The sequence below is a fragment of the Fictibacillus halophilus genome, assembly GCF_016401385.1.
GTDB classification, from domain to species: domain Bacteria; phylum Bacillota; class Bacilli; order Bacillales; family Fictibacillaceae; genus Fictibacillus; species Fictibacillus halophilus.
The window spans coordinates 2,959,537-2,984,754 of record NZ_JAEACF010000001.1 but is presented as its reverse complement, the minus strand read 5'-3'; the positions used below and the strand labels follow the sequence as shown (position 1 = coordinate 2,984,754).

At 35.9% G+C, this 25,218-nt stretch carries 28 protein-coding genes and 1 riboswitch; of the genes, 16 read left to right on the top strand and 12 right to left on the bottom strand.

Translation table 11 applies throughout. The annotated features are described in order from the left end of the window. The first annotated feature begins 148 nt into the window (after positions 1 to 148). Together I5J82_RS15250 and I5J82_RS15245 are read left to right on the top strand one after the other, a co-directional pair. The gene (locus tag I5J82_RS15250) at positions 149 to 1,006 is read left to right on the top strand and encodes a sugar phosphate isomerase/epimerase family protein (RefSeq protein WP_198768571.1); all 858 of its coding nucleotides are present in this window, start codon (positions 149 to 151) and stop codon (positions 1,004 to 1,006) included. Between the two features lie 5 nt (positions 1,007 to 1,011). Continuing rightward, on the top strand, positions 1,012 to 1,611 hold the full coding sequence (locus tag I5J82_RS15245; RefSeq protein ID WP_198768570.1) for a DUF624 domain-containing protein: 600 nt from the start codon (positions 1,012 to 1,014) through the stop codon (positions 1,609 to 1,611). A gap of 50 nt (positions 1,612 to 1,661) precedes the next feature. Here the strand turns inward: I5J82_RS15245 and I5J82_RS15240 are convergent, their stop codons facing one another. From I5J82_RS15240 to I5J82_RS15220, 5 genes are all read right to left on the bottom strand, one after another. Beyond that, positions 1,662 to 2,186, bottom strand: coding sequence for a P-loop nucleotide/nucleoside kinase family protein (locus I5J82_RS15240; RefSeq protein WP_198768569.1), 525 nt, complete (start codon positions 2,184 to 2,186; stop codon positions 1,662 to 1,664). A gap of 181 nt (positions 2,187 to 2,367) precedes the next feature. Then, a complete protein-coding gene (locus I5J82_RS15235) occupies positions 2,368 to 3,324 on the bottom strand; it encodes a hypothetical protein (protein ID WP_198768568.1) in 957 nt (318 codons plus the stop codon). A 32-nt stretch (positions 3,325 to 3,356) separates the two neighbouring features. Then, the gene (locus tag I5J82_RS15230; protein ID WP_198768567.1) at positions 3,357 to 3,794 is read right to left on the bottom strand and encodes a hypothetical protein; all 438 of its coding nucleotides are present in this window, start codon (positions 3,792 to 3,794) and stop codon (positions 3,357 to 3,359) included. A gap of 94 nt (positions 3,795 to 3,888) precedes the next feature. Then, positions 3,889 to 5,193: a hypothetical protein gene (locus I5J82_RS15225; protein WP_198768566.1), complete on the bottom strand. Its 1,305-nt coding sequence runs from the start codon at positions 5,191 to 5,193 to the stop codon at positions 3,889 to 3,891. Continuing rightward, positions 5,193 to 5,750, bottom strand: a complete 558-nt coding sequence (locus tag I5J82_RS15220; protein ID WP_198768565.1) for a sigma-70 family RNA polymerase sigma factor — start codon at positions 5,748 to 5,750, stop codon at positions 5,193 to 5,195. Before I5J82_RS15220 ends, I5J82_RS15225 begins: the two co-directional genes overlap by 1 nt. A 668-nt stretch (positions 5,751 to 6,418) precedes the next feature. Between I5J82_RS15220 and I5J82_RS15215 the strand changes: the two genes are divergently transcribed. After that, the gene (locus I5J82_RS15215) at positions 6,419 to 7,249 is read left to right on the top strand and encodes a glycoside hydrolase family 16 protein (RefSeq protein ID WP_198768564.1); all 831 of its coding nucleotides are present in this window, start codon (positions 6,419 to 6,421) and stop codon (positions 7,247 to 7,249) included. A 3-nt stretch (positions 7,250 to 7,252) separates the two neighbouring features. Further along, positions 7,253 to 8,599, top strand: a complete 1,347-nt coding sequence (locus I5J82_RS15210; RefSeq protein ID WP_198768563.1) for a glycosyltransferase family 2 protein — start codon at positions 7,253 to 7,255, stop codon at positions 8,597 to 8,599. Between the two features lie 38 nt (positions 8,600 to 8,637). On the opposite strand, the gene I5J82_RS15205 is transcribed toward I5J82_RS15210, so the two are convergent. Further along, on the bottom strand, positions 8,638 to 9,504 hold the full coding sequence (locus I5J82_RS15205) for an SDR family oxidoreductase (RefSeq protein WP_198768562.1): 867 nt from the start codon (positions 9,502 to 9,504) through the stop codon (positions 8,638 to 8,640). A 389-nt stretch (positions 9,505 to 9,893) separates the two neighbouring features. Here I5J82_RS15205 and galU point away from each other — a divergent pair, with 389 nt between their 5' ends. The 4 genes from galU to I5J82_RS15185 all read left to right on the top strand — a co-directional run bounded on the left by galU (position 9,894) and on the right by I5J82_RS15185 (position 12,216). Then, positions 9,894 to 10,778, top strand: coding sequence for a UTP--glucose-1-phosphate uridylyltransferase GalU (gene galU / locus I5J82_RS15200; RefSeq protein WP_198768561.1), 885 nt, complete (start codon positions 9,894 to 9,896; stop codon positions 10,776 to 10,778). Between the two features lie 177 nt (positions 10,779 to 10,955). After that, entirely contained in the window at positions 10,956 to 11,285 is a 330-nt protein-coding gene (locus I5J82_RS15195) for a helix-turn-helix domain-containing protein (protein ID WP_198768560.1), read from the top strand. Between the two features lie 165 nt (positions 11,286 to 11,450). Beyond that, positions 11,451 to 11,684 carry a hypothetical protein gene (locus tag I5J82_RS15190; protein WP_198768559.1) on the top strand — a complete coding sequence of 78 codons (234 nt, stop codon included), beginning with the start codon at positions 11,451 to 11,453 and terminating at the stop codon, positions 11,682 to 11,684. Between the two features lie 100 nt (positions 11,685 to 11,784). Beyond that, positions 11,785 to 12,216, top strand: a complete 432-nt coding sequence (locus I5J82_RS15185) for a hypothetical protein (RefSeq protein WP_198768558.1) — start codon at positions 11,785 to 11,787, stop codon at positions 12,214 to 12,216. A 553-nt stretch (positions 12,217 to 12,769) separates the two neighbouring features. Here I5J82_RS15185 and I5J82_RS15180 read toward each other — a convergent pair. After that, complete coding sequence (locus I5J82_RS15180) at positions 12,770 to 13,417, bottom strand: hypothetical protein (protein WP_198768557.1); 648 nt, start codon at positions 13,415 to 13,417, stop codon at positions 12,770 to 12,772. A gap of 299 nt (positions 13,418 to 13,716) precedes the next feature. Between I5J82_RS15180 and I5J82_RS15175 the strand changes: the two genes are divergently transcribed. Then, the gene (locus I5J82_RS15175; protein WP_198768556.1) at positions 13,717 to 14,571 is read left to right on the top strand and encodes a hypothetical protein; all 855 of its coding nucleotides are present in this window, start codon (positions 13,717 to 13,719) and stop codon (positions 14,569 to 14,571) included. A 124-nt stretch (positions 14,572 to 14,695) separates the two neighbouring features. Here the strand turns inward: I5J82_RS15175 and I5J82_RS15170 are convergent, their stop codons facing one another. The 5 genes from I5J82_RS15170 to I5J82_RS15150 all read right to left on the bottom strand — a co-directional run bounded on the left by I5J82_RS15170 (position 14,696) and on the right by I5J82_RS15150 (position 19,461). After that, entirely contained in the window at positions 14,696 to 14,869 is a 174-nt protein-coding gene (locus I5J82_RS15170; protein ID WP_198768555.1) for a hypothetical protein, read from the bottom strand. Between the two features lie 231 nt (positions 14,870 to 15,100). Further along, on the bottom strand, positions 15,101 to 16,000 hold the full coding sequence (locus I5J82_RS15165; RefSeq protein ID WP_198768554.1) for an LCP family glycopolymer transferase: 900 nt from the start codon (positions 15,998 to 16,000) through the stop codon (positions 15,101 to 15,103). Between the two features lie 944 nt (positions 16,001 to 16,944). After that, positions 16,945 to 18,216 carry a S1C family serine protease gene (locus I5J82_RS15160; RefSeq protein WP_198768553.1) on the bottom strand — a complete coding sequence of 424 codons (1,272 nt, stop codon included), beginning with the start codon at positions 18,214 to 18,216 and terminating at the stop codon, positions 16,945 to 16,947. A 147-nt stretch (positions 18,217 to 18,363) separates the two neighbouring features. Beyond that, complete coding sequence (locus I5J82_RS15155; protein ID WP_198768552.1) at positions 18,364 to 18,621, bottom strand: hypothetical protein; 258 nt, start codon at positions 18,619 to 18,621, stop codon at positions 18,364 to 18,366. An 18-nt stretch (positions 18,622 to 18,639) separates the two neighbouring features. Next, positions 18,640 to 19,461 carry a hypothetical protein gene (locus I5J82_RS15150; protein WP_198768551.1) on the bottom strand — a complete coding sequence of 274 codons (822 nt, stop codon included), beginning with the start codon at positions 19,459 to 19,461 and terminating at the stop codon, positions 18,640 to 18,642. A 65-nt stretch (positions 19,462 to 19,526) separates the two neighbouring features. Then, positions 19,527 to 19,612, bottom strand: a riboswitch (cyclic di-GMP riboswitch). Positions 19,613 to 19,765: 153 nt separating this feature from the next. Here I5J82_RS15150 and I5J82_RS15145 point away from each other — a divergent pair. The 7 genes from I5J82_RS15145 to I5J82_RS15115 all read left to right on the top strand — a co-directional run bounded on the left by I5J82_RS15145 (position 19,766) and on the right by I5J82_RS15115 (position 25,140). Continuing rightward, positions 19,766 to 19,942 carry a hypothetical protein gene (locus tag I5J82_RS15145; RefSeq protein ID WP_198768550.1) on the top strand — a complete coding sequence of 59 codons (177 nt, stop codon included), beginning with the start codon at positions 19,766 to 19,768 and terminating at the stop codon, positions 19,940 to 19,942. 26 nt (positions 19,943 to 19,968) lie between these two features. Then, positions 19,969 to 20,319 carry an FxLYD domain-containing protein gene (locus I5J82_RS15140; protein ID WP_198768549.1) on the top strand — a complete coding sequence of 117 codons (351 nt, stop codon included), beginning with the start codon at positions 19,969 to 19,971 and terminating at the stop codon, positions 20,317 to 20,319. A gap of 162 nt (positions 20,320 to 20,481) precedes the next feature. Further along, positions 20,482 to 21,792 (top strand): PD-(D/E)XK nuclease family protein, encoded by a 1,311-nt coding sequence (locus tag I5J82_RS15135; protein WP_198768548.1) that lies wholly within the window; start codon positions 20,482 to 20,484, stop codon positions 21,790 to 21,792. A 292-nt stretch (positions 21,793 to 22,084) separates the two neighbouring features. After that, positions 22,085 to 23,533, top strand: coding sequence for an S-layer homology domain-containing protein (locus tag I5J82_RS15130; RefSeq protein ID WP_198768547.1), 1,449 nt, complete (start codon positions 22,085 to 22,087; stop codon positions 23,531 to 23,533). Between the two features lie 628 nt (positions 23,534 to 24,161). Further along, positions 24,162 to 24,386 carry a hypothetical protein gene (locus tag I5J82_RS15125; RefSeq protein WP_198768546.1) on the top strand — a complete coding sequence of 75 codons (225 nt, stop codon included), beginning with the start codon at positions 24,162 to 24,164 and terminating at the stop codon, positions 24,384 to 24,386. A 152-nt stretch (positions 24,387 to 24,538) separates the two neighbouring features. Then, entirely contained in the window at positions 24,539 to 24,961 is a 423-nt protein-coding gene (locus I5J82_RS15120; protein ID WP_198768545.1) for a hypothetical protein, read from the top strand. Between the two features lie 17 nt (positions 24,962 to 24,978). After that, positions 24,979 to 25,140 (top strand): hypothetical protein, encoded by a 162-nt coding sequence (locus tag I5J82_RS15115; RefSeq protein ID WP_198768544.1) that lies wholly within the window; start codon positions 24,979 to 24,981, stop codon positions 25,138 to 25,140. The last annotated feature ends 78 nt before the right edge of the window (positions 25,141 to 25,218 follow it).

The window sequence follows — 25,218 nt, the reverse complement described above, 5'->3', positions numbered from 1 at the left end:
TTAGCTTTTTACGCACACTTTTTCGTTTTACGCGCACATTTCGACTTGCGCTCCACTCTTTTCGACATGACTTACGCACACATCTCTTCATTTTACACACAAAATGGTATCTCACCATGAAAAACAAAGAAAAAAAGAGGGTGATCGTATGAAGTTTGCAGCGTCTAGTAAAATATTTTGGGATTATTCGTTAGAAAAGACGTTACAGATGGTCAAACAAATAGGTCTGGACGGCTTAGAGATCAACTGCCGACCGCCTCACTTTCAGATGGAGTGGACGGAAAAAGAGTATTGTAAGATAGCGAGCATCGCCCAGGAGTTAGAGCTTGAAATTCCTTTGCTATCAGGATATATGGGTGCAAAAAGAGGAAATGATAGTGAACAGAAAGAATTTGATCATATACTAGAAGCTGCCGTCCACTTGAATTCAACTTATATCAGGGTGCAAGTAGGTGGGCCGAATGCTTTCTTAGCGAGCGATGAAGATTATCATGAGACAGCCCGGTGGGTGAATCAGTGTGCGTATAAAGCGAAGTTAGTGAATAAGAAAATCGTGATCGAGATGAGTAACGGAACATTGGTAGAGAGTGCTGATGATGCACTTAAGTTATTAAGCTATCTCTCTATGGATAACGTAGGTTTTGTTCATGATGCAGGCAACATGTTCATCTCCTGGGTAGATTACGGAGCAGAATCTATAAAAAAACTTGGTGACCGCCTATACTATGTTCACGCAAAAGGTGAGAAGCGAACAGATAAACTAGGAGAGCCAGGCAGTTTTGCAAGCGAAACGATTAGAGGCACAGAGTATTTTGTTCAGTCTATGTTAGAGAGCGGCGAAGTGGATCATAACCTGGTCTTTCAAGCTTTGGTTGATCAGAAATATAAGGGTTGGATAACATTAGAGTGTCATGCACCATTTCCACCGTTTAAAAGAGTTCAGCAAGATTATGATTACGTAAAGAATCTATTAAGTAAGTTGGATAAAGTTTCAGCAGAGGAGTAAATGACGTGCTCTCAAGATTAATGTCATACGTATACGTTTTTGCCGATTGGTTTGTGAGATTGTTAGTACTCAATCTATTGTGGGTGGTTTTAACGGTAATTGGATTAGGGATATTTGGATGGCTACCCGCAACGTTAACAGTCATCTATATTTTGAAAAACTGGCTTTATCAAAAAACGCAAGTTCGGTCCATAAAATCTTATGGAAAGGTTTATATGGTGCATCTTAAAAAGTCTCAAGGATTGAACGCAGCGTTTCTGATCTTCGGGCTCGTGGCTTACATGGATTTTTTTTTCTTTGTGGATCAAAGTCCTATGATTGCAAGTATAGGATTAGGTTTTCTGATGAGTGTTTGCTTAGCACTACTCGTTTTATTGTTATACGTACTTCCCATTTATAGTGAACCAGACGTTGGTTTAAGGTTTGCTCTGAAGTTAGGATTGAGTATCGGAATGCAACAGTGGGGAAGAACGTTATTAACATGTTTAGGGTTGATGCTCCTTATTGGCATCTATTATGTTCGAATAGATATACTGCTCTGTTTTGGGATGAGTCTGACGCTTTTATGGGTGTTAAAGACAACAAAGATGGTGCAAAATACATGAGAAAAAAGGACATACGATGTAGTCCTTTTTTTGTTATGAATATGTAAATATTATTCACCAATATAATTGAGCACGTTCGGAACATAACTCTCTAAATGCTCTGAAGTATCCACGACTAAACATTTGAGACCCATAGGCTTTTTACTGTTTTTTATCGTATATTGAAAAGCTTCTTCAGAGGTGATCTCTTTAATTTGGCTGATCATTCGGTCACGATTCTTTAGTCTATTATTTATTTCGTTACGATTATTGAGGTAGCATTCCACATACTTATATGTAACGTGATGCTTCTTCGCTAGATGAGTTCCTTTTTCAATCATCTCGTCATATAAACAGGGACTGTCAAAAATAACAGATCTTCCTTGTGATAACAAGAAATCAATGAGAGACCAATCGATATGGTAGCCGATCGCACCAGTAGACTTTGCATCAATTGGCGTTCCCTCTACAGATTGCAATAAAGCCGATTTCACAATGTCGTGGTCAATAATGATAGCTCCTGTTTCTTTTGCGATCTCGCGCGCCAGTGTAGATTTACCTGAGCCTGGAAAACCAGACATTTGGACAAAAAACATGTTATGTATCATCCTTTTTTTTCTTGATTAGATGCAAGGATAGTATTCGACATTTTTCAGTTTTCCCCTTCTGGAAAGAAAAAAGCTGCTTAAAAAAGCAGCAAGGTTGATACTATTTTTTAAATAACCCTTTAATTAAAGCATCTGTCGTTTTATATTTGTGGCGATCTGCTTGTGTAAATCAAATAGGGTTTGGATTATCAGGTTCAAGTAGGATATATTCTACGTTAGGTTTTGGTTTCATGATATGGTCGAAAAAGAAAAAGATTGCATCTAAATCTTCTTTAAGATATAAATTACGTTGATTTAGTCCGTCTTTTTGATACGTAATAGGAACGATAATAGAAGTACATTCTCCTCTGTCATTAGTCGTTTGGCAGTTGTACCAATAGTCATCATATTTGCTTCCAAATGAAAAGCGCTCATTTTCAATCTTCTTTGCTTCTTTCTCCCATTTTTTATTGCTATAGAAACTCGCTAACTCCCAATTCATCGTTTTAAGCTGTGTAAGAAACGCTTCTCTAGATGAGATTCCTTTTAATTGATCCATTTTCATCAGAAACCTTTTACTCTCATACTTGTCACCGCCGTCATCGACTGTTACCTGCTGAATAGAAGCACCGCTGTCTTGAATGATTTGTATGAGCTTTATAAAACGATCTAGCTCTTTTTCTTCAAAAAAAGCAACATCTAAACGAGAATCCATCTGCAAAGGCAATTTTATATAGTTCTGCCATTTTCCATTCACTTGTTTACTTTCGAAACGAAGTGGATCTGGCTTAAAATCACCATTGAATCCTAGTTTCTTTATGTCAGGGATTACTGTTTTAAGTTTTTGATACTCTTGATAGGTTTGAACAGCTTGATTATAGGTATCTATTATTTCAGTCGGATCAGAATCAGGATTTACTGTCACGCTAAATCGTAAATCACTCTGATCTACCGGTGAAGCTATGTATACGATTTCTGAACTTACCATGGGAGTTTCTTCAATTTTTTCATTAATTTGAATTGTCACGCCATGTTTCTTCTTCATGTAGTCCTTAACAACATCATCGTTGCTTTCAACTTTTAAATTAAAATATAGCAACAATACACTTATTACTGCACAAGTAACAAAAATAATTGTTTTCTTCATCATGCTACATCCTCTGTTATCGTTTACTTATCTTAAAACCATTTTAACAAGTTATCAAAGAAAGCTAAAAGATGCTTAGTGAAACTTGAATCATAATACTCGTTAGCGGAACTTCCTTCAGTATCCCTCACCAAATACTCACTTTCTCTATCGGCTATTTGATACCTATCTTTTCCTACTTTAATCGCAATAGATTCATTTGTATCTATTTCTTTAATTGAATAATAGGGTGTGCCTTTTTGAAAAACGTTAGAAAAGTTACCTGGAAGTTGGTTCATATCGGAGTATGCCGTCACTTCTCCAATCTTTTCTCTTACATCGGTAATGATCTCATCTTCTAAAGTGTAAACATACCCTTCCCATACCACGAATTGATGTACCCATTTTGTAGCTAAGAGGCTATTGGAAGGGATGAAAAGTGTTAATAAAAGAACGATGATAACACTTATGGGTAAATGTCTTCTTATCATAAAAAACGCCTCCTTACTACGTAGACGTGGGGAGAAAAGGGTTAGTTACAAAAAACAAGCCAGTACCCCATATGAGAACTGGCTTGTGTGAACTTTATTCTACAGCATTTTTATATTCTTCTGGATGATCGGTCTTCCATAACCTAACATCGTAGTGTTTGAATCCCTCGTAGACCGCATCAAGACATAACATCTGTTTCGTATCTTCAAAATAGTAAAAGGTTTCTCCATACTCGGTACGATGATAAGGTTCACCTAATGTTTTTTCCCATTCCTCAACAAACGAATTATGAAGGGTAAAGAAACTGATATAGTCGACCTTTTGATTAACAGAATATGTGATTGAAAACTCAGAGGCGTTTTCAATTGAATTTTTATCGGCGGTTACCATATTCCATACTGCCCATGATTCTGTAAGTTCTTCTTCACTTTTGTATTGATCGTATGGTCCTAATATATTTAACGTTTCTTCTTTCGTCATTCCGAGTGTTATTCCATTTAAAAAGAATTGACTTGCTTGATTACGGCTTTCCACAGGTACATTTCTAAAAGGTGTCTTCTTTTTTCCGTACTTTTGTTCTAACTCTGCGAGCGTTGGTTCTTTCGGTTTGTCGTCTGTAACTGCAGTTTGTTCTTGTTTTTGATCCGCATCTACTTTAGGATTTGTAGCCGTTACAGGTTCTTTTGTTTGTTCTTCAGTAGGTTTACCGTTTGGTTTTCGTTCCTCCACAATTGTTTCTGCAGAACCTTCGTTTGGAGTATTTATGAACTCAATTTTATTTATTACAAAAGATGTTAACGTCTTATCCTTCGTATACAACTCAACCTCAAACGCATCTTTGAACGTATTTTCATCCACAATATCCATATCTAGCGTGATAACTTTACTGAAAGAGTACGATTCATCTGGGCGAAGGATATGGTTCGTTGATTCATCCTCAAGTGCTAAGGTCTTGGATTCAAGAGAATCAGCCACATCTTCTTTTAAAATCTTTACGCGTGCTTTAAACGGTTCACTGGTGTAAGGTGTAGCATTTTTAACGGTTCCTTCTAGCGTTAGCTTTTGAGTGGCAGCTTCATATGTCAGTTTACTAGATGCTTGCGTCAATTCCTGAGCATACTTAACCTCCGGCTTTTTTATCTCTGTAGCCGTATCAGGTGTTAGGTAGCTATCAATCATCGTGTAAGAGGCGAAGATGATTCCAGCAAATAGGGCAGCGGTTAGCAGGCGAGGAACAATACTGCTCTTTTTGCGTTTAAGTTGAACTACCTTATCTGGTGTTGCCTGTTTAATAGTTGCTAAAATATTGTCTTCATCTTGTTTCGTAAAGACAGGTGTTCGCGATATTTCCTTGTCCATTGTCCGGTGGAGATTTTTTGTTCGGTTCTCTAGTCCCATTATCGCTCACCCCCTAGTTCTACATATTTTTGCTGCAGCAATTTTCGCGCGCGGCTTAAGCGTGTTTTGACAGTTGATTCATTCATAGACAGAAGATCACAAATCTCACGAATGGAAAATTCTTTATAGTAGTGTAACAAGATCACTTCACGATATTTAATTTGAAGTGAAAGGACAGCTTCATAAAGCAATTTATCTTCACTCATGTTGATAAACCCATCTTCTGCAGAATAAGCAGTGTCTTTTTGATCGTTTGAAAACTTATCTGTAAAGGCGAGCTTACGGTAGCTCCAACTTTTTAGAAAGTCTTTAGAACGGTTTATTGCGATAGAATAGATCCAGCTTCTGATAGCCGAATCTCCACGAAATGTATCCAGTTTTGTATATAGCGTTACAAAAACGTCTTGTGTAATATCTTCAGCTTGCTGCCAGTTCTTTACGAATGTATAAACAAGACGCTTTATTTCTTCTCCATATCTTCTCATTAAGTAGATGATAGCATCGTCATTGCTCATACCATCAATACTTATAAATTCCCCTAACTCCTCATTCTTCACGAAAGCTAGCCCTCCTTATGATGCGCATCCGAAAGTAAGACGAAGCAATCGTAACACAGGTTTCATTATATTAGAATCCCAGTATAATTTTACCACCATAAGGGGTCAGACCCGGGTCTGACCCCTTAAAAATACACCACCCCTATTTATCCACTTCAGATGGACAATATCACCAATATTTTAATAAGGTATAAACTTTCTCCTTGAAGAACTACAAAATCTAAAGCATTATTTTCAATTTCTAAGGGCCATTCCTCACATACTTTTTTAAAAAACCTTGTTTGACAATTTACTTCAATAAATATTAAAACGTTCTATAAGATGAACGAATTGTTTAGTATAAAATACAAAATTGGGTGAAAATTAAAGAAAAAGACAGATTATTGGCTTTTTGTTCTTTAAAAAGAACGCAAATCAACTTGTATCGCATTTTTTAAAACGGACATTTAGTTCTATAATAATAACAAATATGTTCTCAGTAAAGAACAACAAATGAAATAAGACAATGTCTTGATAAGGAGGAGTTCAAAATTAAAATCAGATATTAATTTTATAAAAGACTAATATTTACACATTATTATCTATCAGACTATACACTTTCTAATTATTTCATTAAAAAACTGTCCTAGTTGTTTAAAAGTGTGAATGTATAAGAAGAGAGGTAGGGTATGAAAAGATTTTCATTTGTAACTCTAATAATCTTAATCACCACAATCCTCTATATCAAAAATTTTAATACAACGAAAGAGAGTATTCCTTCACCAGCCGTAAATAAACAGCAAACATTAATTAAAAATACAAATCAGGAATTGCTTAAGACAACTACCGGAGAATGGGAATTGATCTACATGGATGAATTCCAATCATTAAAACCCAAAATATGGAATGTTGTTGATAGAGGAAACAATTACAATAATGAACTTCAATATTATAGAAAGGAAAATGTTGAAGTTTCATCTGATTATTTACGTCTAGTAGCAAAAGAAGAGCATTACAAAAAACATAAATATACATCGGGGCAAATTAATACAAAAGACAAATTGAATATTCATTATGGAAGAATTGAAATCAGGCTGAAGTACACAGAAGGGGCAGGGTTGTTTCCTGCTATTTGGTTATTGCCATCGAATAACAAAAAAAATTTACCTGAAATAGATATTTTTGAATCGATCGGTCAGGATCCATCAAAAGTCTATATGGTTAATCATTACGGGAATCGAAATAATTATTCGAGTGATTATGAGGAGTTTATATTAAAAGATTATAAAAAATACCATACATACACCTTGGAGTGGGAAAAAAACGAGCTCAGATGGTATATCGATAATGAACTTCGATTTTCCAATAGAAACGGAGTTCCACAAGAGCCAATGTACCTTATTTTGAACTTAGCAGTTGGAGGGAATTGGCCTGGAAATCCTGATCAAAATACCCTGTTTCCTGCTAGCATGGACGTTGATTATGTAAAGATTTACAAATCTACTAATCAGGGAGATTAAATTATGATATTCTATCTTACTTTAATCGTTATTGCCTTATGTACGCTCCTACCTTTACTTCACATGTGTAATTCACTTCCATTTTTAAACAAAAGAAAAATGAATATAAATAAATTTAACTATAAGGAAAAAGGGATAAGTATTCTAATTCCTTGTTTTAACGAAGAAAGAATACTGGATTTAACGATTAGAGGGATGAACCGGATTGAATACCAAAATAAAGAAGTTATATATATCAATGACGGTTCTACAGACCTGACAATGGAAAAGCTTCATAGCCTTCTTAATTTACAGCCCATTGACATGACAGGTTCTGAAAGATTAAAGCATATGCCTATTCGATCTACTTATCAATCTTTGCTTTTTCCTAATGTTTACGTCATTGATAAATTAAACGGTGGTAAAGCAGATTCTTTAAATGCAGGTATAGAATACGCTTCAAAAGAATTGATTATTACTTTAGATGCTGACAGTATACTTGCGAATGATTCGTTAGATCTTATAAATCAAGCATTTCAAGATCAAAATGTTGTAGCAGCTGGGGGAATGGTACATATTCTTCAAGGCAGAAAAGAAAATTTTCGACTATCTTTCAGACAAAAGCATATCATCCGCTTTCAAATTTTTGAATATTTTAAGGGCTTTTACATCTATAAGTCTTCATTGGCAAAACTAAATGCGTTAGCTATTATTTCAGGTGCATTTGGTGTATTTGACAAGGAGACATTGTTTACAATCGGTGGGTATAGAAAAACCTTAGGAGAGGATATTGATATAACATTACGTCTACAATATTTTATCCAAAAAAACAGATCTAAAAAAGTATTGTTTTTGCCTGAAGCAGTTTGTTATACAGAATGTCCAGAAAACTGGTCTGACTTGTTTAAACAACGAATTCGTTGGCAAAAAGCCTTTATTGATTGTGTGTTTAAATTCGCGGGATCGCTTATAAAAAGTGTTTTCACAAAACGCCTATCTTTTTTCTTTTTAATTGAAGCATTTGTAGTAGGCACTTTAGCCACTTATTTCACAATCGTTTCGTTAGCGATGCTATGTTTCGTTAATGAAGAAAATACTATTTATTCTTTATGGAGTTACATCATAATTTCCACCATGTTAAATGGTATTTACAGTCTTACAGCTGTATATATAGCAAATCATCATGGCCAAAAATTTAGCCATTATGACAAGTTCCGGTTAGTTAATACAATAATACTAGACTTAGCGATTTTTCGATTCATTACATTCTTATTTATTATGATAGGCACAATATTATACTTTTTTAATAGACATGATTGGAATAAGGTCACTAGAACAGGAAGAGTCTATCAGATTGAGAAAGCTAGTTAAATTATAAGCCGACGCTATTACTTAGCGCCGACTTAATTTTATCCATTAACTACTTTTCCACCATTAATATGAATCATCTGACCTGAAACATACGAAGAATCGTCACTTGCTAAATAAACATATGCTGGTGCAAGTTCTTCTGGCTGACCTGGTCTGCCCATCGGAGTATCTTTACCGAATTGTTCTACTTTATCGGCAGTGAAAGTAGAAGGGATGAGTGGAGTCCAGATCGGTCCAGGTGCAATACCGTTCACACGGATTCCTTTCTTAACTAAGTTATTCGACAACGAACGAGTGAACGACACGATTGCACCTTTCGTTGACGCGTAATCAATCAACTCAGGATGACCTTGATAGGCTGTAATCGAAGCTGTATTAATGATCGAACTTCCTTGTTTCAAATGTGGAAGAGCGGCTTTCGTCAAATGGAACATGCTAAATATATTTGTACGGAATGTTTTCTCAAGCTGTTCCGCTGTAATGTCCTCAAAATTCTGTTGTGGATGTTGTTCAGCAGCGTTGTTTACGAGAACGTCTAGTCCACCGAACGAACCGACAATGTCACGAACGGCTTGTTCACAAAAAGATTCATCACCAATATCACCACGAATCAACAGGCATTTTACGCCTTCTTGCTCAATCTGACTTTTTGTTTCCTCAGCGTCGCTCGATTCTTCCAGATAGACGATGGCAACATTTGCTCCTTCTTTTGCGAAAGCGATGGCTGCAGCTTTACCGATTCCGCTGTCTCCACCAGTAATCAGTGTGGATTTTCCTTTTAGTTTTCCACTGCCTTTATAGGTAGGACTTTCCGATTGCGGCTTAGGTGTCATTTCAAATTCTACACCGGGCTGTTGGTTTTGATGCTGTGCTGGTTGACCGGTTGGATGGTTTTGATCAGACATGAATGCTTCACTCCTTATGTGAATTTATGTTCTAAAACTACCTTTCCCATCTCACCATCGAATAAACATTGAAGCTGTAAAAATAATTTTTTATTTGGAACATTCCTTTCTTATAAAAAAAATCGTTCACTATTAGGAACTAAAACGGTGATTCCTTCTTATCGGTAACAATGAAGGTGCTCGGTCATGCTGTGGGTTAGGTGGATACCAACCTTAGACGCTCGTCGTCGCTAGTGTGATGTGAGGGAGGGTTAGATGCCCAATATGACTTTAATCAGCATATTAATTGTTAATATGAAGTAAATATTTAAAAACAGGGAAGGAGTAAAGAAAAGTTTATGAAATAGAATAGAGGATAGGATTCATTACTCAAAGGAGTTTATCATCACATGAGAATAAAAAAGGCAATTATTCCGGCAGCTGGTTTAGGCACTCGTTTCTTACCTGCAACCAAGGCAATGCCTAAAGAGATGCTCCCAATTGTAGATAAGCCCACAATTCAATATATTGTGGAAGAAGCAGTGAGATCAGGAATTGAGGATATAATTATCGTAACGGGTAAGGGCAAACGAGCGATTGAAGATCATTTTGATTTTTCACATGAGCTCGAACAAAATCTATTTGAAAAAGGAAAATTCGATCTGCTCGAAGAAGTCCAAAAAGCTTCGAAACTTGTGGATATACATTATATTCGCCAAAAAGAACCACAAGGGCTAGGTCATGCGATATGGTGTGCTAGGAAGTTTATTGGCAACGAACCTTTTGCTGTCTTGCTTGGAGATGACATTGTTACTTCTGATACTCCTTGCTTAATGCAGCTCATGAATCAATTTAAGGAACGTCAATCATCCATAATCGGTGTTCAGCAAGTTCCCTTTAATGAGGTTTCAAGATACGGAATTATTGATGGTAATCAAATAAGCAATCGTCTTTATTCTGTTCTTAATCTTGTGGAAAAGCCTAAACAAGATGTATCCCCTTCAAATGTAGCCATTATGGGACGCTATATTTTAACACCTCAAATTTTTGAAATTCTTGAAAATCAAACACCAGGAGCTGGAGGTGAGGTTCAACTAACAGATGCAATTGCAGAATTGAATCAATTACAAGATGTATTTGCATATGAATTTGAAGGTACTCGGTACGATGTAGGAGAAAAGTTAGGATTTATTAAGACAACCATAGACTTTGCTCTTCAACGCGAAGACTTAAAAGGTGATTTAATTAAGTATTTAACAGAAATCGTGAATAAAGTGGATGCTCCACTAAAATGAAAACCACCGTTTTACACCTGTATGAAGGGAGTAAAGCGGTTTTTTTATGTAAAGATTCGAAAAGGGAAAAGGTAGTGCTTATACTAAGCAAGAAAAAAATACGCTAATATACGATAAATGACTGAACCAGTGCAGATCATTTAGAATGCACGACAATAAGTAAAAAGAGGTAAAAATATGATTGGAAAAAACATAGCAGAGCGTCGGAAAGCACAACGCATGACTCTTTCTGAGTTAGCAAAACGTTCAAATGTATCAAAATCATATTTAAGTAATATTGAACGTAATGTTAATCAAAATCCTTCAATTGCTGTGCTTGAAAGGATTTCAAAAGTGTTAAATGTGGAAGTTAATTTCCTCATTGGTGATAAAGAAGAAGAGAATCAAAAAAAGTGCAGCGAATGGACCGAATTTGTATTAGAACTTAAGAAAGCAGGTGTGAAGAAAGATCAAATTCATAACTATAAAGAATTGATTGAGTTCATTAAATGGAAACAGAAGAAGTAAGGATGATTTTTTTTCTGCAAGAGTTCTTTATTAAGAACTCATGTATCTCATATATTAAACAATTTCTCTTCATATAGTGTGAAGGTAGGAATCCTAGCTACAGAGATTTAAAAGATAATTACCTAATAGAACCTTTAATCGAGCGATCAGAAAGGAGGTTGTTGAGTGATCCGACTAGGCAACGGAATCTATTTGTGCAACTTAAACGGTCATCATTTAAAGATTGTATATATGGGAAACAATATCTGTACACTTTACCTTGAGAATGAATATAAAGGATCGGCACCATTTGATTATATAAAAAAGAAACTTACAGAATTTGAAAAGACGTGGAATACGTCACAAATTAAAAAATACGAATTTAAAGAATTTCTATCAACATTCGATAAAATGATTTAAAGCGGCTCTTTTTAGGGTCGTTTTTTTTTCTGTAGAATGGCTCTTTTTCTCTTCCTCCATACATTTATATGATGAATCAATGAATGGGAGGAAGAGAAAAATGAGAGCAGGAAACATCTATCAATTTAAAAAGATGAGCAAATTTCAAACCGTAGACGAATTCAACCAACATAAAGACATGTTCCTTCAGCAGCACCCGGATCTATTCACGAGATCGGAATACATAGCGTTTGAAGTATTAAGTCAGTACAGTGTTGTCGTGCCAGGTGTGGCTAACGCCAAGATTGCTACACTCGTCGCGGCGTGCTCCAAAAAGCAAGGGGGAGTGTCACGAGCAACTTTTACAAGAATGCTTAAAAAGGCAAAATCAACAGGTGGCCTAAAAGTCCACAACACATACAGAGCAAGCGGTGGACTTGCTCACAATATATTTGTTTTTCACCCAATTGACACACCATCAGAAACACAAATGATCCTAAAAGTCCTTCCCAGAGTAAGGAAGAAGTCAATATCAAGAATCCGGAATCTATAAAATTTTTCATCAAATCTAAAAAACAAAAATCAAAACATATGTCAGGAAAAGAACGTTACCACTATTACTCAACCTACATTCGATAATCCTCAACTTCATGAACTCGACCACACCTTCGTTCCAAGTAACGTTCCAACAGACTTTATCCAATCAGTGAAACCCTACTTTGACCGAGCAGACGAGATCTACACCTTTTGGCACAAAGCGATCATCGCCTACAAGAAATTTAACTTCAGAACACCAATTGAGCAGCTGACATCAACCATCATTGAAGCGTTCAAAACAACCGTCTTCCTTTTCAAAAAACGAAAGATCCAAACGAGCTTCACCCAATACTTTTATGGCACCCTCAGCGGTATGTTCAGTGCCGAAAAGAGGAGGGAGCATGCTGACTATAACCCAAGACCACACTACAACTGGCTAAATCATGAATAGACGGATTACCCCTGAAATTAGAAAGGGACTTAATACTGAATCTATTAATAAACAAAGAGCAACACTTGCTGCGTGTGACAACAAAAAAAGAACCAACAACAATTGTTGCCTCTTTTCTTTACAAACTCACCTTTCGTCCTTTCTTCATCTGCTTTTTTAACTTTTTAGGTAAAGGCACATACGTGATATTGGTTTTCATAAAGAGATATTTGTGAAAAAATTTTACTGACAAATATGCATTGAATAGTGTGAGGTACGAATACATCGTTAAAGGGATACCGATTGATAGTACGGGATTTCTTCTGGCAAAGTACCCGAAAATCATATAGCCAATACCAAAAAGAATAATTATAATAAAATCCCTTTTAGGGTGGAGTTTTTCTTCACCAAAATCATTGTAAACAGACGAGAACTTTTTAATTTGATAGCGTATTTGTTGCGCAATAAATAAAATAAAAACGATTAAAGACACAATGAAGAAAAGAGGAGATGTAAACTTACAAACAAGATAGAAGAATTTTTGAACGATGACAAAATCACATAGCGAACTTACGGCTCCTAAACAGGCTGTGAAGAGTATTGGTTCAAATAGTAGGTTTTCCGTTTTTCTAAGTAGAATCGTAATCGCCCAAACATTGATCACAGCAATAAGTGGAACGGTAATCCAAAGAGTAGGTGGGTGATAAGGCACAATTAGAAATAGCATGGACATGAAATCCAACATAATAAATGTAAAACCGAAAACACCGTATTTAATATTATTCATAAAGTTAAGATGATCCTTAAATCGCCTAGGTAAGTTTCTATATTTGATAGAACTGTCTATTTTCAATGTTATTCCTTCTTTCCTCCAGTTAAACACTTCTACAATAAACTACATTATTTCATTTATTCTTTTAAAATTCAATAATTTACCATTTTAGAAACAGCATCAAATCTCGTTTATTAGCAAATAACTCTTCTTTAACAGTTCACTAGAAATAAAAAATATGTAATTTGTAGAATGCAGTGGTAAAATTAACCTGTTAAATATTGTATGAATCTAAATTGTGAGGGAAGAGTACAATGGCTGGTAACATATCATGTAATACAAACTTTCTATTCAAAAAAAATTCAGTTGGTGTTCAATTAACAGTATTGATAAAGGATGTAAGTAAGAGGAGACAAAAATTAGTATCGGGTATGAGTCTGCATAAAAAGAGTAGGGATAATATTAGATATGCTCTATCCATTAAGCTATCTAAACAACTATTAGAACTATTGGATAGAAAGAATAAATTAACTCTTCCTAACATTAGTGTTAAAAATAGAAATAACACTTTAGAAATTCGATTTGATTACAGCAGCCCAATGAATCAACTATTGAAGCATGAAGAAGATTTATTGTTTATTTATCAAAGTGATAAATCTGGGCTTAAGTTTAAGTTCATAGGAGAATTGTATCCAGCATTGTTTAATATTTATAAAAGCCCCAAAGTGCAAACAAAAACTAAAAAACAAACATTACCTAAAGCATCTAAAGCTACCACACAACAAAATTCTTCTTCATCCTCTGTTATCCAAGAGAAAAGCAAGTATTCTAATATAAGTTCCAAAGTTAAAACATATTTTGACCCTAGTGTAATAGAAAAGAAACAGATCCAACCTAAAAAGAAAGTTCATGCTCTTCAAGAGAAAGAAAGTCAAGCCAAGTTAGATCAATCCAATATAGAAACACAACGGAAAAGGATCGAACAGGGCATAAGAGATAAAAAAGGAATCTACTTATCGAGAAGCAGGTGGAGAAATTGCGAGAACTGCCTTAGCTTACAAAAATACAACAAATGCAGTGTTTTTAAAATAGAGGTCGAAAATCATAATTGTTGTAACCGTTTTTATCCGATAACCGTTACGTTAGGCGGTGGTTTTTCTCCAAGATAGTAGTTTTACTTAAATAAGGAACAGCTTTATCTATTTAATCTTATACATAAACCAACGAACCGCAACGATTATCTGGGTTTTGTATAGAAAAAAAGAACCAGTTAATATCCACTGGTTCTCCTACTTACTTCCACTTCTTCATCTTCTCTTTCAACACATCACGTACTTCTTCAGCTTTCATGCGATCGATGCCTTCGAACTGGCCGTTTACAATTTCCTCAAATGTTTTTAGATCATTTTTAGACACGATGGATGGGCGTTGAGAGGGCTCAACCATTAATACAGAAATTGTAGACAAAGACGTTTCCCCCTCGGTATATCCTACTATATTAATGGTATCATATTCCTGTAAAATTGGTGATGGGTGTGAATTTGGATGTTTTGTCGAAATGTTCCGAAAAATATTGTTTTACTAGGAAAATATCTATTTATCACACAAACCATTTAATAATATACAATTTTCATCATAATATTACATTAAAAAAGTATAGCAAAAAACCAGGCCTTTACAAGACCTGGTTCAATTTTCCTATTGTTCCAAATATTCTTTTAAAAGGTTCTGTACACGTTCTTTTTCAGTAGAATCTACAATACCGTAATACGTGCCACCAATCATCTCACCTGAGCTCTTAATTTCAGTAGATTGGATGTTATGACGTGCACCTTTATAGTTCTTCTGAATGTCTTTCATTTCTTGGAACGTCATGTTCGTCTTTACATTCTCTCCTAAAATATCGAGGATGTTATCATATTTTGTGATAGAAGAAACACGTGCACCTTTATCAATGATAGAAGTAATGACTTGACGCTGACGGTCGTTACGGCCAAGATCTCCCTTAGGATCTTCGTATCTCATGCGTGAGTATGCTAAGGCTTTCTTTCCATCTAGTTCTTGTGTGCCAGCTGGGAATGAATACCCATCATATTCAAACGCAAGAGAATTATTAACTTCAACCCCACCGACCGCATCCACGATATCTTGAAACGATTCCATGTTCACTTTTAAATAATAGTCAATGGATGTGTCTAGGAAGTTCTCTACGGTATCCATAGCCATCTGTGTACCACCAAACGCATATGCGTGGTTAATCTTATCTTCTCTATCTTTACCTACAATCTTGGTGCGCGTGTCACGAGGAATGCTAAACATTAACATCTTCTGATTTTTGGGGTCGACGCAAATGACGATCATCGTGTCAGAACGTCCGCTATCTCCTTCGCGTTCGTCTACACCTAATAATAAGATAGAAATTGGTTTCAGTGCTCCCTGATCACCTGTAACGATAGGCTTTGGTTTTTCTGTTTCTACTTTTTCATGCATCTGGTTAACTGCGTCTTTGGCAGAATCATATAAGTAGTAAGCATATCCTCCAATGCTGACAGCTAAGCCGACGAGAAGAATAGCTAGAATCTTTAGGGATTTCTTCATTAATAGAATCTCTTCTTTCCATATAAAATGAATTTTACTACATGGAGTATACCATGAGCCTCCCCATGTTTAAATATCTTAAATTATTTAGTAATTTAAAAAAATTAGTACTTGATTCTCACTTTACTTTGAATTATAACCCATTAAGTAATTTAATAAATTGCACTCTATTGCCATACATATTGTTGAGATGAAGTATATTGTGCTTAGTTTATTTTGAATAATCCCTACTTTATAGAAAAAATTTTTCCACTTCTTTTACATACAAGATGCACCTATAATACAGTTATCTTAATCAATTATGGGAGATAAGAGATTGTCAAATAAACAATTTGAGGATTTTTCAGAGTTAGATAATTTGCTATAAAAGCAACTGGTCGAGGAATTAAATTCTTAGTTAAAAAAAGAGATTCAAAGACAATCTCAAATTATTATTGTGGCAAATCCCTTTCTGATAAAAAGGATCTTATAATACTTTCTAGAATTTTAGGAAAATCTTATGATGAGATTGTGGTATTCAAAGGGGATATAGAAGGTTACCAAAGATTAGATAAACAGGTCAAGAACAGAAAGCAAGTTATTTAATCCTTTTTCAAAGGGATATGCTAATATACGTAATTTAGAAGAAGCAGGATTTTGTTTACTATACTTATCTTCAAGATCTGAGCAGGATATTCGCAATAGAATGATGGATGAGTTGCTTTCTGGTAAGGGGATTCATAGTCCCTATATGCAACATATTTATGAATTTTACATTTGGAGTAAGTTATCAGATGAGCAGAAGCTGAATGTAAAGCACAATTTTCATATTGGCGAGGTGAAGGAGAATAGAGAATTTCAATAAGTTCATGGATGAACTTAATAAATAATGAGTAGAAGTAATCAATAGAAAGTGTCACTTAAAAAACCACACTCTATAAAAAATAGAGTGTGGCTTTTCCTTTTTAACGTGACTCTCCACTTAACAACTTAAGCACGTCATCTTCCATCCCTACAACATAACTAAGCTCATATTGTGTGGTTTGTTCAACATCATCCACGTATTCTTGAGCTTCCAATGTTAAATCTACTTGGAATGTCCCATCTCCTTTATCGTAAACATAAGGATTAATAATCGTTGTGCTTGAAGTTTGGGCATAGCCTGCTGCAAACTCCTCTAATGATGGAGAAGATAATTTCCAGTTTCCCCCGATCATGTCGTAAGCTAATTCATATTGACCTGCGTTCACATAGTCATAATATTGATAGACAACAGTCAGTGCATCATCAGGAATGTATTCGTAGTATTCTGTCTCACCTTCATAAGGTTCGGTATAAGATTTATACTCATCATATGTTTCTTCTTCTTCTTCATACTCTTTGTAATCCTCATAATCCTCATAATCCTCAGCTAAATCTCCATCATACTCTGGTACCTCATACTCATACTCTTCTTCGTAGTCTGAGAGATTCATAGGATGGTTAGACCAACTTTTTAAAGTAGATAGCACGGTATAAATCGGTATGCTGAAGCCAATATGTTCCGTTGTATGTTTTACAGAGTTAATACCTATCACAGATCCATCTGCACCACTAACGATTGGACCGCCGCTATTTCCTGGTGATATCGGTGCTGTGATCTGGTACAAGTTATCATATTGAAAAGCATCTACTTCAAAGGAGCGGTCCAAACCGCTAATAATTCCAACCGTAACGGTATTTTGCAGACCAAGTGGACTTCCCATCGCAACAACGTCATCACCAAGCTCTGCTTTTTCTTGTTTTATTTTTAGCGGAGTGCTATTTGCCAATTCAGGTACACGAACAAGAGCAATATCCGTCTCATCACTTCTGCCAATCACTTTCCCTTGATAAGTTTGCTGATCACTTGTCCTGATTGTCACATCAACTTCGTAATCCACCACATGAGCGTTTGTCACAATATCGCCTCTTTTGTTATATAGGAAACCTGAACCTAGTGATCCAGAGGAAGTCTCAATCTGAACGACTTTATTTTGTGTACTTTTAATAATCTTTTTCAAGCTGCTTTTTTCAGGAATCGTTGCAGGAACTTTAACAGGCACTTTTACTTCTTTTGTTACAATTTCTGTTTTTACTTCAGGAGTTGATCCTTTATCTTGCTTTGATTGTTCAAGTGTATACATAAAGTAGGCAAGCGACATACCTAATATAAGGACAATAGTTACGAGCAAAGAGGGGATAAGAGCTTTTTTCATAGTTTGAATGTTCACCTCGATTTATACTTTTCGTTGTTATATCGGTTTAAATTATTCGTTTATTAATGTTGTGACGACTTCAATTGCTAGATGAAGTGCCTTAAAAAAAAAACCCCAATTCATGCAAGATGAATTGAGGAGTTCAAATCAATAAGGAGAAACCATTAAGGCTGCAAATAGGGTTAGTATACCTATAAGAACAAAGACATAGAAAATAGAGGAAATAATAACTAAAAGCCACCCTAAACCTTTACGCCCCGTTTTGATAAGGAAAATCCCCAATGTAATTAAGCCAAAGAAGAATCCTAGAATCGCCCAAAGCCAGGGATTCTTGTTGTATTTCGGTGCATTAATCGCTAAATAGATCGTAATGATAATTGAAATTAAAAATCCTAAAAATTCCATGGTTATATGTTGCCCCTTTTATTTGTCTAAGTTGTTTGAAAGAATGCCATCAGGGTTTGATCTGAAGTATCCTCCGCCTTGTTCTTCAGTAAGGTTAGTAGAAGTATCGCCGTCCCCATCAACCCAGATTTGTTCGCCGTTCTCTAATATTCTCCAATGCGGTTCAACGTGATGTACATTAGAAGTGGAAGCAACAGATTCATCATGATTTGGTAGTGTAGTTTCAGAACCTGAACGGAAATAGCCTCCGCCTTCGTCTGCTGAAAGGTTATTTGTCGTATCTCCATCACCATCAACCCAAATCTGTCTGCCATCTTCTAACGTTCTCCAGTGTGGATCAACATGCTGAACATCACTATCATTAGTTGGAGTTTCTGGCAATTCACTTGCTGCCACTGCATCTGAACCATCTACCATATCAACGACACCAACGGCAAGTGTAACAACAGCAGCTGTCTTTACAAGCCCTTTAGCACCATCTTTTAATAAGGTGGTATCATTCTCTAAAATTCCTTTTACAAGAGTCCCACCATTTTCAGCAACGGTTACGATTGTTCTTCCCACACCCTTAGCTGTAGTCCCGACTGCTTTTCCAATATCGGAAAAACCATCATCGATCTTAGAATTGTCTTGTTGTATAATCCCAGAAGCTACATCTACTAGACCACTGGCAGCTTGTCCTGCTAATTCACCAGCTTGTACAGACGCATGATAAACGCCATCACCAATCTCTTGGATGAATTTATTATTTGTGGCTTCCCCGATAATTTTTACAGTGCCACCAACTACTCCGCCGGCCACTTGTCCAGCCACTTTTCCCAATCCCTTTAAGAATCCCATCTTTCTCCCCCTACATAATAAAAAACCTACTAAAAAAGCCGTAGGTTCTTAAAAAATATTTCACCTTTGGCAACCCGGTTATCATAGTACTTAAGACCTTAGACCCGTGGCTTTTCGTCCTTATTTTTTAATAAGTTTACCTTTATCTGGATTTTAATCATACTTTTATACTACCATATTTGGTAAAATATACAATATAGAAATGAAGAGCGTTTATGAAGAGGGAATAAAGATTTGGAATCTACTAATTTTAAACAAGAGGAAAGATAGTCTTAATGCAGTTGTAAATCAATGGATGGGCATCATGCTGTTACTTTCCATACCCGTAGTTAATGTTGTTTTATTATTTGTTTGTGCATTCGGCGGTGGTGAATATCCTAATCGCATTTTAAAGAACTTTTCTCGTGTTATTTTAAAATTAAGTGCGATTCTAATTGGACTTACACTTGCTATTCTTATGGAATCACCTCTGCAATTATGAGTCCAAGCACAGTCGGTACTAACTTAATGGATATTCCTTCACCTACTAATACTAATGCGGAATCAAAGATTTCATTTGATAAAATTGTTTACCAAAACGATTATGGACTGACAACCGTTTCTGGAGAAACTACAAATCATGATAATAAATCACATTCGTATTCATTTATCGTTACCTTTTATAATCAAAATCGAAATATCGTCGGGACAGCAAATGGGGTAGTTAATAATATTGAGCCAGGCCAGACCAAAACATTTGAAGCTATTAGTCAAGATAATATGGAAAACGTGACTAACTATAGAGTGAATAGCAATGGGACCGCTTTAATAAGGGATTGTCTATTTGTTGAAGTGGCTAATTGGGTTAACCATTGGTGAAATAGCGATAGTAGCGGGTGTAGAAAGTTATCTGTTATTCCATTAAAAGTCTTGTGGGATTGAAGGGCGCTCAAAACGCTAGTAAATCTGTGTTTAAATCCACATATTGTTTGCTTATTATTAAACTTTCAAACGTCTATAGAGCAAAGGAGGAGATTTTTTATGAATACAAAATTAAGTTGTCCAAAATGTAGTGCAGAGTTAATAGAGGATGCTTGGGAAAACCTGCAAGAAACAGGAGATGGCGGTCTTGTGATTGATGCTTATTCTGCCTATGTTTGTCAAAACAAATGTGGTTTTGTGAAGAGAACAGAAGACTTTCCTAGAGTGATTGCCCAACAAAGCGATAATCGGCTCCTTTTGTTATATCCTAATGATCAAGCACGCATATTAGATGTTCGAAATTTAATTCTTTGGCCACAAATGCATGTAGAATCTTTACTCAGGCGAGGATATTGGGAGGATTATAAAGGGAATCATGACATCCAGATGTTACTTGAAGATGCACGTGACAGCCAAGCGGCTCTTGTTGAGACGCCTAATCTATTTCAGTTCGCGACAAGCGAGTTATCTCAAGATGCATTTTTGTGTTGGTTGTTAGCTTGGAGCAAACAGATCTATCGTTCAGTAGATAAAGCGCTTCACGAGGCAGCGGTTCATTTTGTTTCTGAGATCTTTAATCTACAACATTATGCAGTACCTATAATTCATAAAATTGAGATTAAACGTCAGTTTAAATCTCTTGATATCTTAGTAATCATTAACGATACATATGCTATTTTAATTGAAGATAAAACATTTACAAAAGATCATTCTAATCAGCTGCTGCGCTATCGTGAAGTGGTCCAAAAAGAAATGGGGGAACTTATCCAACTCCCCGTGTACTACAAAATAGCCGACCAAAGTCATTATCGTTCAATAGAGAAAGCGGGTTATATGCCTTTCAAGCGAATTAAGATGCTTGAGGTGTTGAAAAGAGGTAAAGACAAGGGCGTACAAAATGCTATTTTCCTTGATTACTATAAACATTTACAAAAAATTGATGATTGTATTCAGGCCTTTCAGACAGAGCTTGTGTGTGAGTGGGATAGCTTTGCATGGCAAGGATTCTTTCAAGAGCTTCAAAAAGGTATCAACGGAGACTGGGGTTACGTATCAAACCCTACAGGAGGCTTTTGGGGATTTTGGTGGAAGCCAGCAAACGACAGTAACTATTATATCCAGTTGGAAGAGGAACGGCTTTGTGTAAAAATATCGGTTGCAGATGATATTGAGAATGTAAGGGATTACCGCCACAAAATTATGAACGACGTTTTGTTGGAATCTGAAAAACATAATCTTTTATTGAAAAAGCCATCTAGATTACGACTTGGAAGAACTATGACGATTGCTGAGCGGCAGCATTATATCCAAACAAAGTCTGATGGGACTGTAGATGTAAAGAGGACCATACTAGAACTACAAAAGTACTAGAAAATGCAAGACTTTCAGAAAAGAAAGTTGGATAAAATGGTCTCTTCTTCAAAATGTTAAAAACACCTATGTCAATTGACTTAGGTGTTTTGTTATTTAATATAGCAAAGATATTTTTTCAGTATGTTTGTTGAGTGGAAGTGTCCCAACGTGTTTTGTACTATGAAGTTAAATTATAAGCATGGTTACAATCATAAATAATTTGTCGAATGAAACATATTTCAAATATGTAACAATTTTAGTATAATTTTGATGTTATTAAACTATTAGTCAATGAAAAGGGGTTAAAGTATTGAAATCTTTAATTAAGATAGTGGCATTGTTTTCTGTTTTATCAGCGCTATTCTTCAATCCGTCTACAACTAACGCTCACAACGGTGCACGTGATGAGTTGGGTGGACACTTTAGAACAGCAGATTGTGTATACATGCTTCATGAACCAACTGCATTAGCTAAATCAGCTGAGAACATGGATGAATTAAAGGCGTTAATCACAACATACAACAGCAACGCGACATGCGTTAAAGAATTAAACGGAGGCATGAACTTTGAAGTAGATCTAGAAGGTTATGTGCTTCCATCAGAGAAGTTACCTTTTAATGACATCAAAGGTCACTGGGCGCAAGATGACATTTTACTGCTAAACGAACTGGGATTAGTTAGCGGTTTTCAAGATGGATCTTACGGAGTAAACAAGAAAATCAGCCGCGCTGAAGTAGCTGCAATCATGGCACGTCACATGGAACTTCCAAATGCTACACCAAATTTTAAAGATGTATCGAAAAACTTCTGGGCAGCGAATCAGATTGGTGCCGTTGCAGAAGCAAACGTGATGAATGGTTTTGTTGATAACACATTTAAGCCTACTAAGATTATTACTAGAGCGGAGATTGCTTCTCTTTTAGTAAGAGCATACGAGCTAGAAGGAACGGCAACTGAAAACTTTAAAGATGTGCCTAAGAACCACTGGGCTTATGAACCAATTAGTACTCTCGTAGAATATGGATTAGTAAGTGGGTTTAGTGACCATACGTTCAGACCAGAAAATCAATTAACACGCGCAGAATTTGCAGCATTTTTGGCTAGAGTGATAAGAGCAGGTGACATGGACCCTGAGCCAGAATTAAGTTCAATCGTAGGATTGGTCGTTGACGAAGACGGAAATCCAATTGAAGATGCTAACGTCGTTCTTGCGACTGAAGACGTCTATACTACTGAAAGTACAAGTGTAGACGGAACTTTTAATTTCACAGCACAAGCAGACAGATACACACTTACAGTTGTTAAGGAAGGCTATGAAACGTTTGCGGATAACGAACTTGTTGTAGATGAAGATACTGTTGTTGAACTGGAAATCATGTTAGCCCCAACTGATGGAGTTGGATACGATTTTCTAGAAGTGAATAAGCCATACGTATCTTCAGACAATGGATTGACCGTTCAAGTTACGAGCCTAGCTAAGGTGAGTAAAACGAATTACATGGAATATCAACTGAACTACACAGAAACAAACAATACAAAAGAGACGGTTGACCAAGGCGCGTTCAAGCTATTCTTTACAGATGGTACTGCAGATCCACAGTACGGCATCTTTACAGAGATCGCCCCAGGTGAAACTTATACAGGCAGCCACGTCTTTCAAGCACCACTCACTAAGTCACCACTTGCATTAGAGTATGGAGCAGATGTGTTGAATAACGGAAAGCCTTCAGATGATACGTTGAAGTGGGATTTTAAATAAGAAAAAAGATAGAATTAAAAATGCATTGAAAGCATCTCTATTTATGGGATGCCTTTTTTGTTACAACCAACATCGTAATATAGTAGTATATATAGGGAATTCCTCGTTAAAACTGACTAATAATATTTTTATTAAAAGTCAGGAGAAGATAAGATGGAAGAGAGTAATTTCTTTAAGGGTTTGATTTGGGGCGTGTTGTTCAGCATTCCGTTGTGGATGGCTTTCTTTGGATGGATTCATTTAATTCAACGAATGAATTGATATAGAAATTGGGAGATCTTTTACAGGCGATCCCGAAACTTTTCACCTCAATCACCGTATAAACATATATAGAAGCTTTACACCTAAAACAATGAGGTTGGTTATTATGACACGTAAAAAGAAAGTAGCAAAGGTCTTCTTTTGGGGAATCCTGTTATCCCTTCCCTTATGGCTGCTTTTCGTATTAATACTTGTTACTGTACGAATTATATATTAAATAATGATTTGGATTTAGAGCGTCATATGTGCATTTACCTATTCAAGGAAATGCACTTTTTTTATTGAAAACACACTTTATGTTTAAACAAATGTTTAAATAGGAGAGTAGAGGGATATTCAATAATTACGACTAGAGAGGAGAATATCTATGTTCTTTAAGCACAACGATAAGATTCAGCAGAGTAATGTTAACATCGCGTGCTGGTACACTTTCACCGTATGGGCAGTGCTGCTACTAATCAATTCGTTCTATGAGTTCTTCATGGATAAAGAGTTTATTGAAAGCTCTTTTACTATATTAGTTGTTGGCCTTGTCGTGTTTTTTGTGGTTGAAGCGTTTTTAACGCTCTATCAGAAGTCACGAAAGCACTGATATTATTTACATACCGGCATAGTGTCTGTTTTTAATACATTGATAAAATCTTTATATTAAACGCTCTCTGAAACTATTAAATCCATAAAAAACAATCAAAATTATGGTAAAATAGGAAGGAGTACTATAAAAATGGAAAGGGAGCGATAGACATGAGAAGCAGATTTATAAAAGGATCCATGGCCCTAGTATTGGGTTTTACTGTACTTGGCGGAGCTGGAACTATAGCACCGAAAAAGGCTGAGGCTACTTGTTACCCGGCTATTGAATGCTACGCCCCAATGCCAAAATATTATACTAAAATTTATGAGAATAAAGACCGCAGAGCTGGTGCATATACTGGCGGAATTGTAGTTGGTGGATTAGGCTTTTTTGGAGGAACAGCTGGCAGCGTATTGTCGTTTGTAGCAGGCGCCGGTATTGGTCTTAAAGAAACATGGTATGGATATAACTCATATAGGGTATATGTAAAGAAAAGTGATAAAAAAGAATACAGTAAAAAGATTTTAACTATATACTATAAAGACGTTAACTTTAAAGGGAAAACGAAGGAACGGGTTAAATACGTAAAATAACGAAAGGAGATAAATTCATGTTAAACATACTAATCTTCTTAGCGTTCATTGCCGCTCTAGGTTATAGCATCTATGCCAAAACAACTGCGGCACTCGTAATCTTGTTTGTCATCGCAGCTATTGGGATTGTATACAGAATCTACAGCGGAAGAAATAATAAAGCAAACATAAATAATTAGTGAAATCCCCGGAAACGGGGATTTTTTCTTTAAGCTAAAGTTTATAGAGTTTAAGGTACTTATACCTAAGAAAATTCA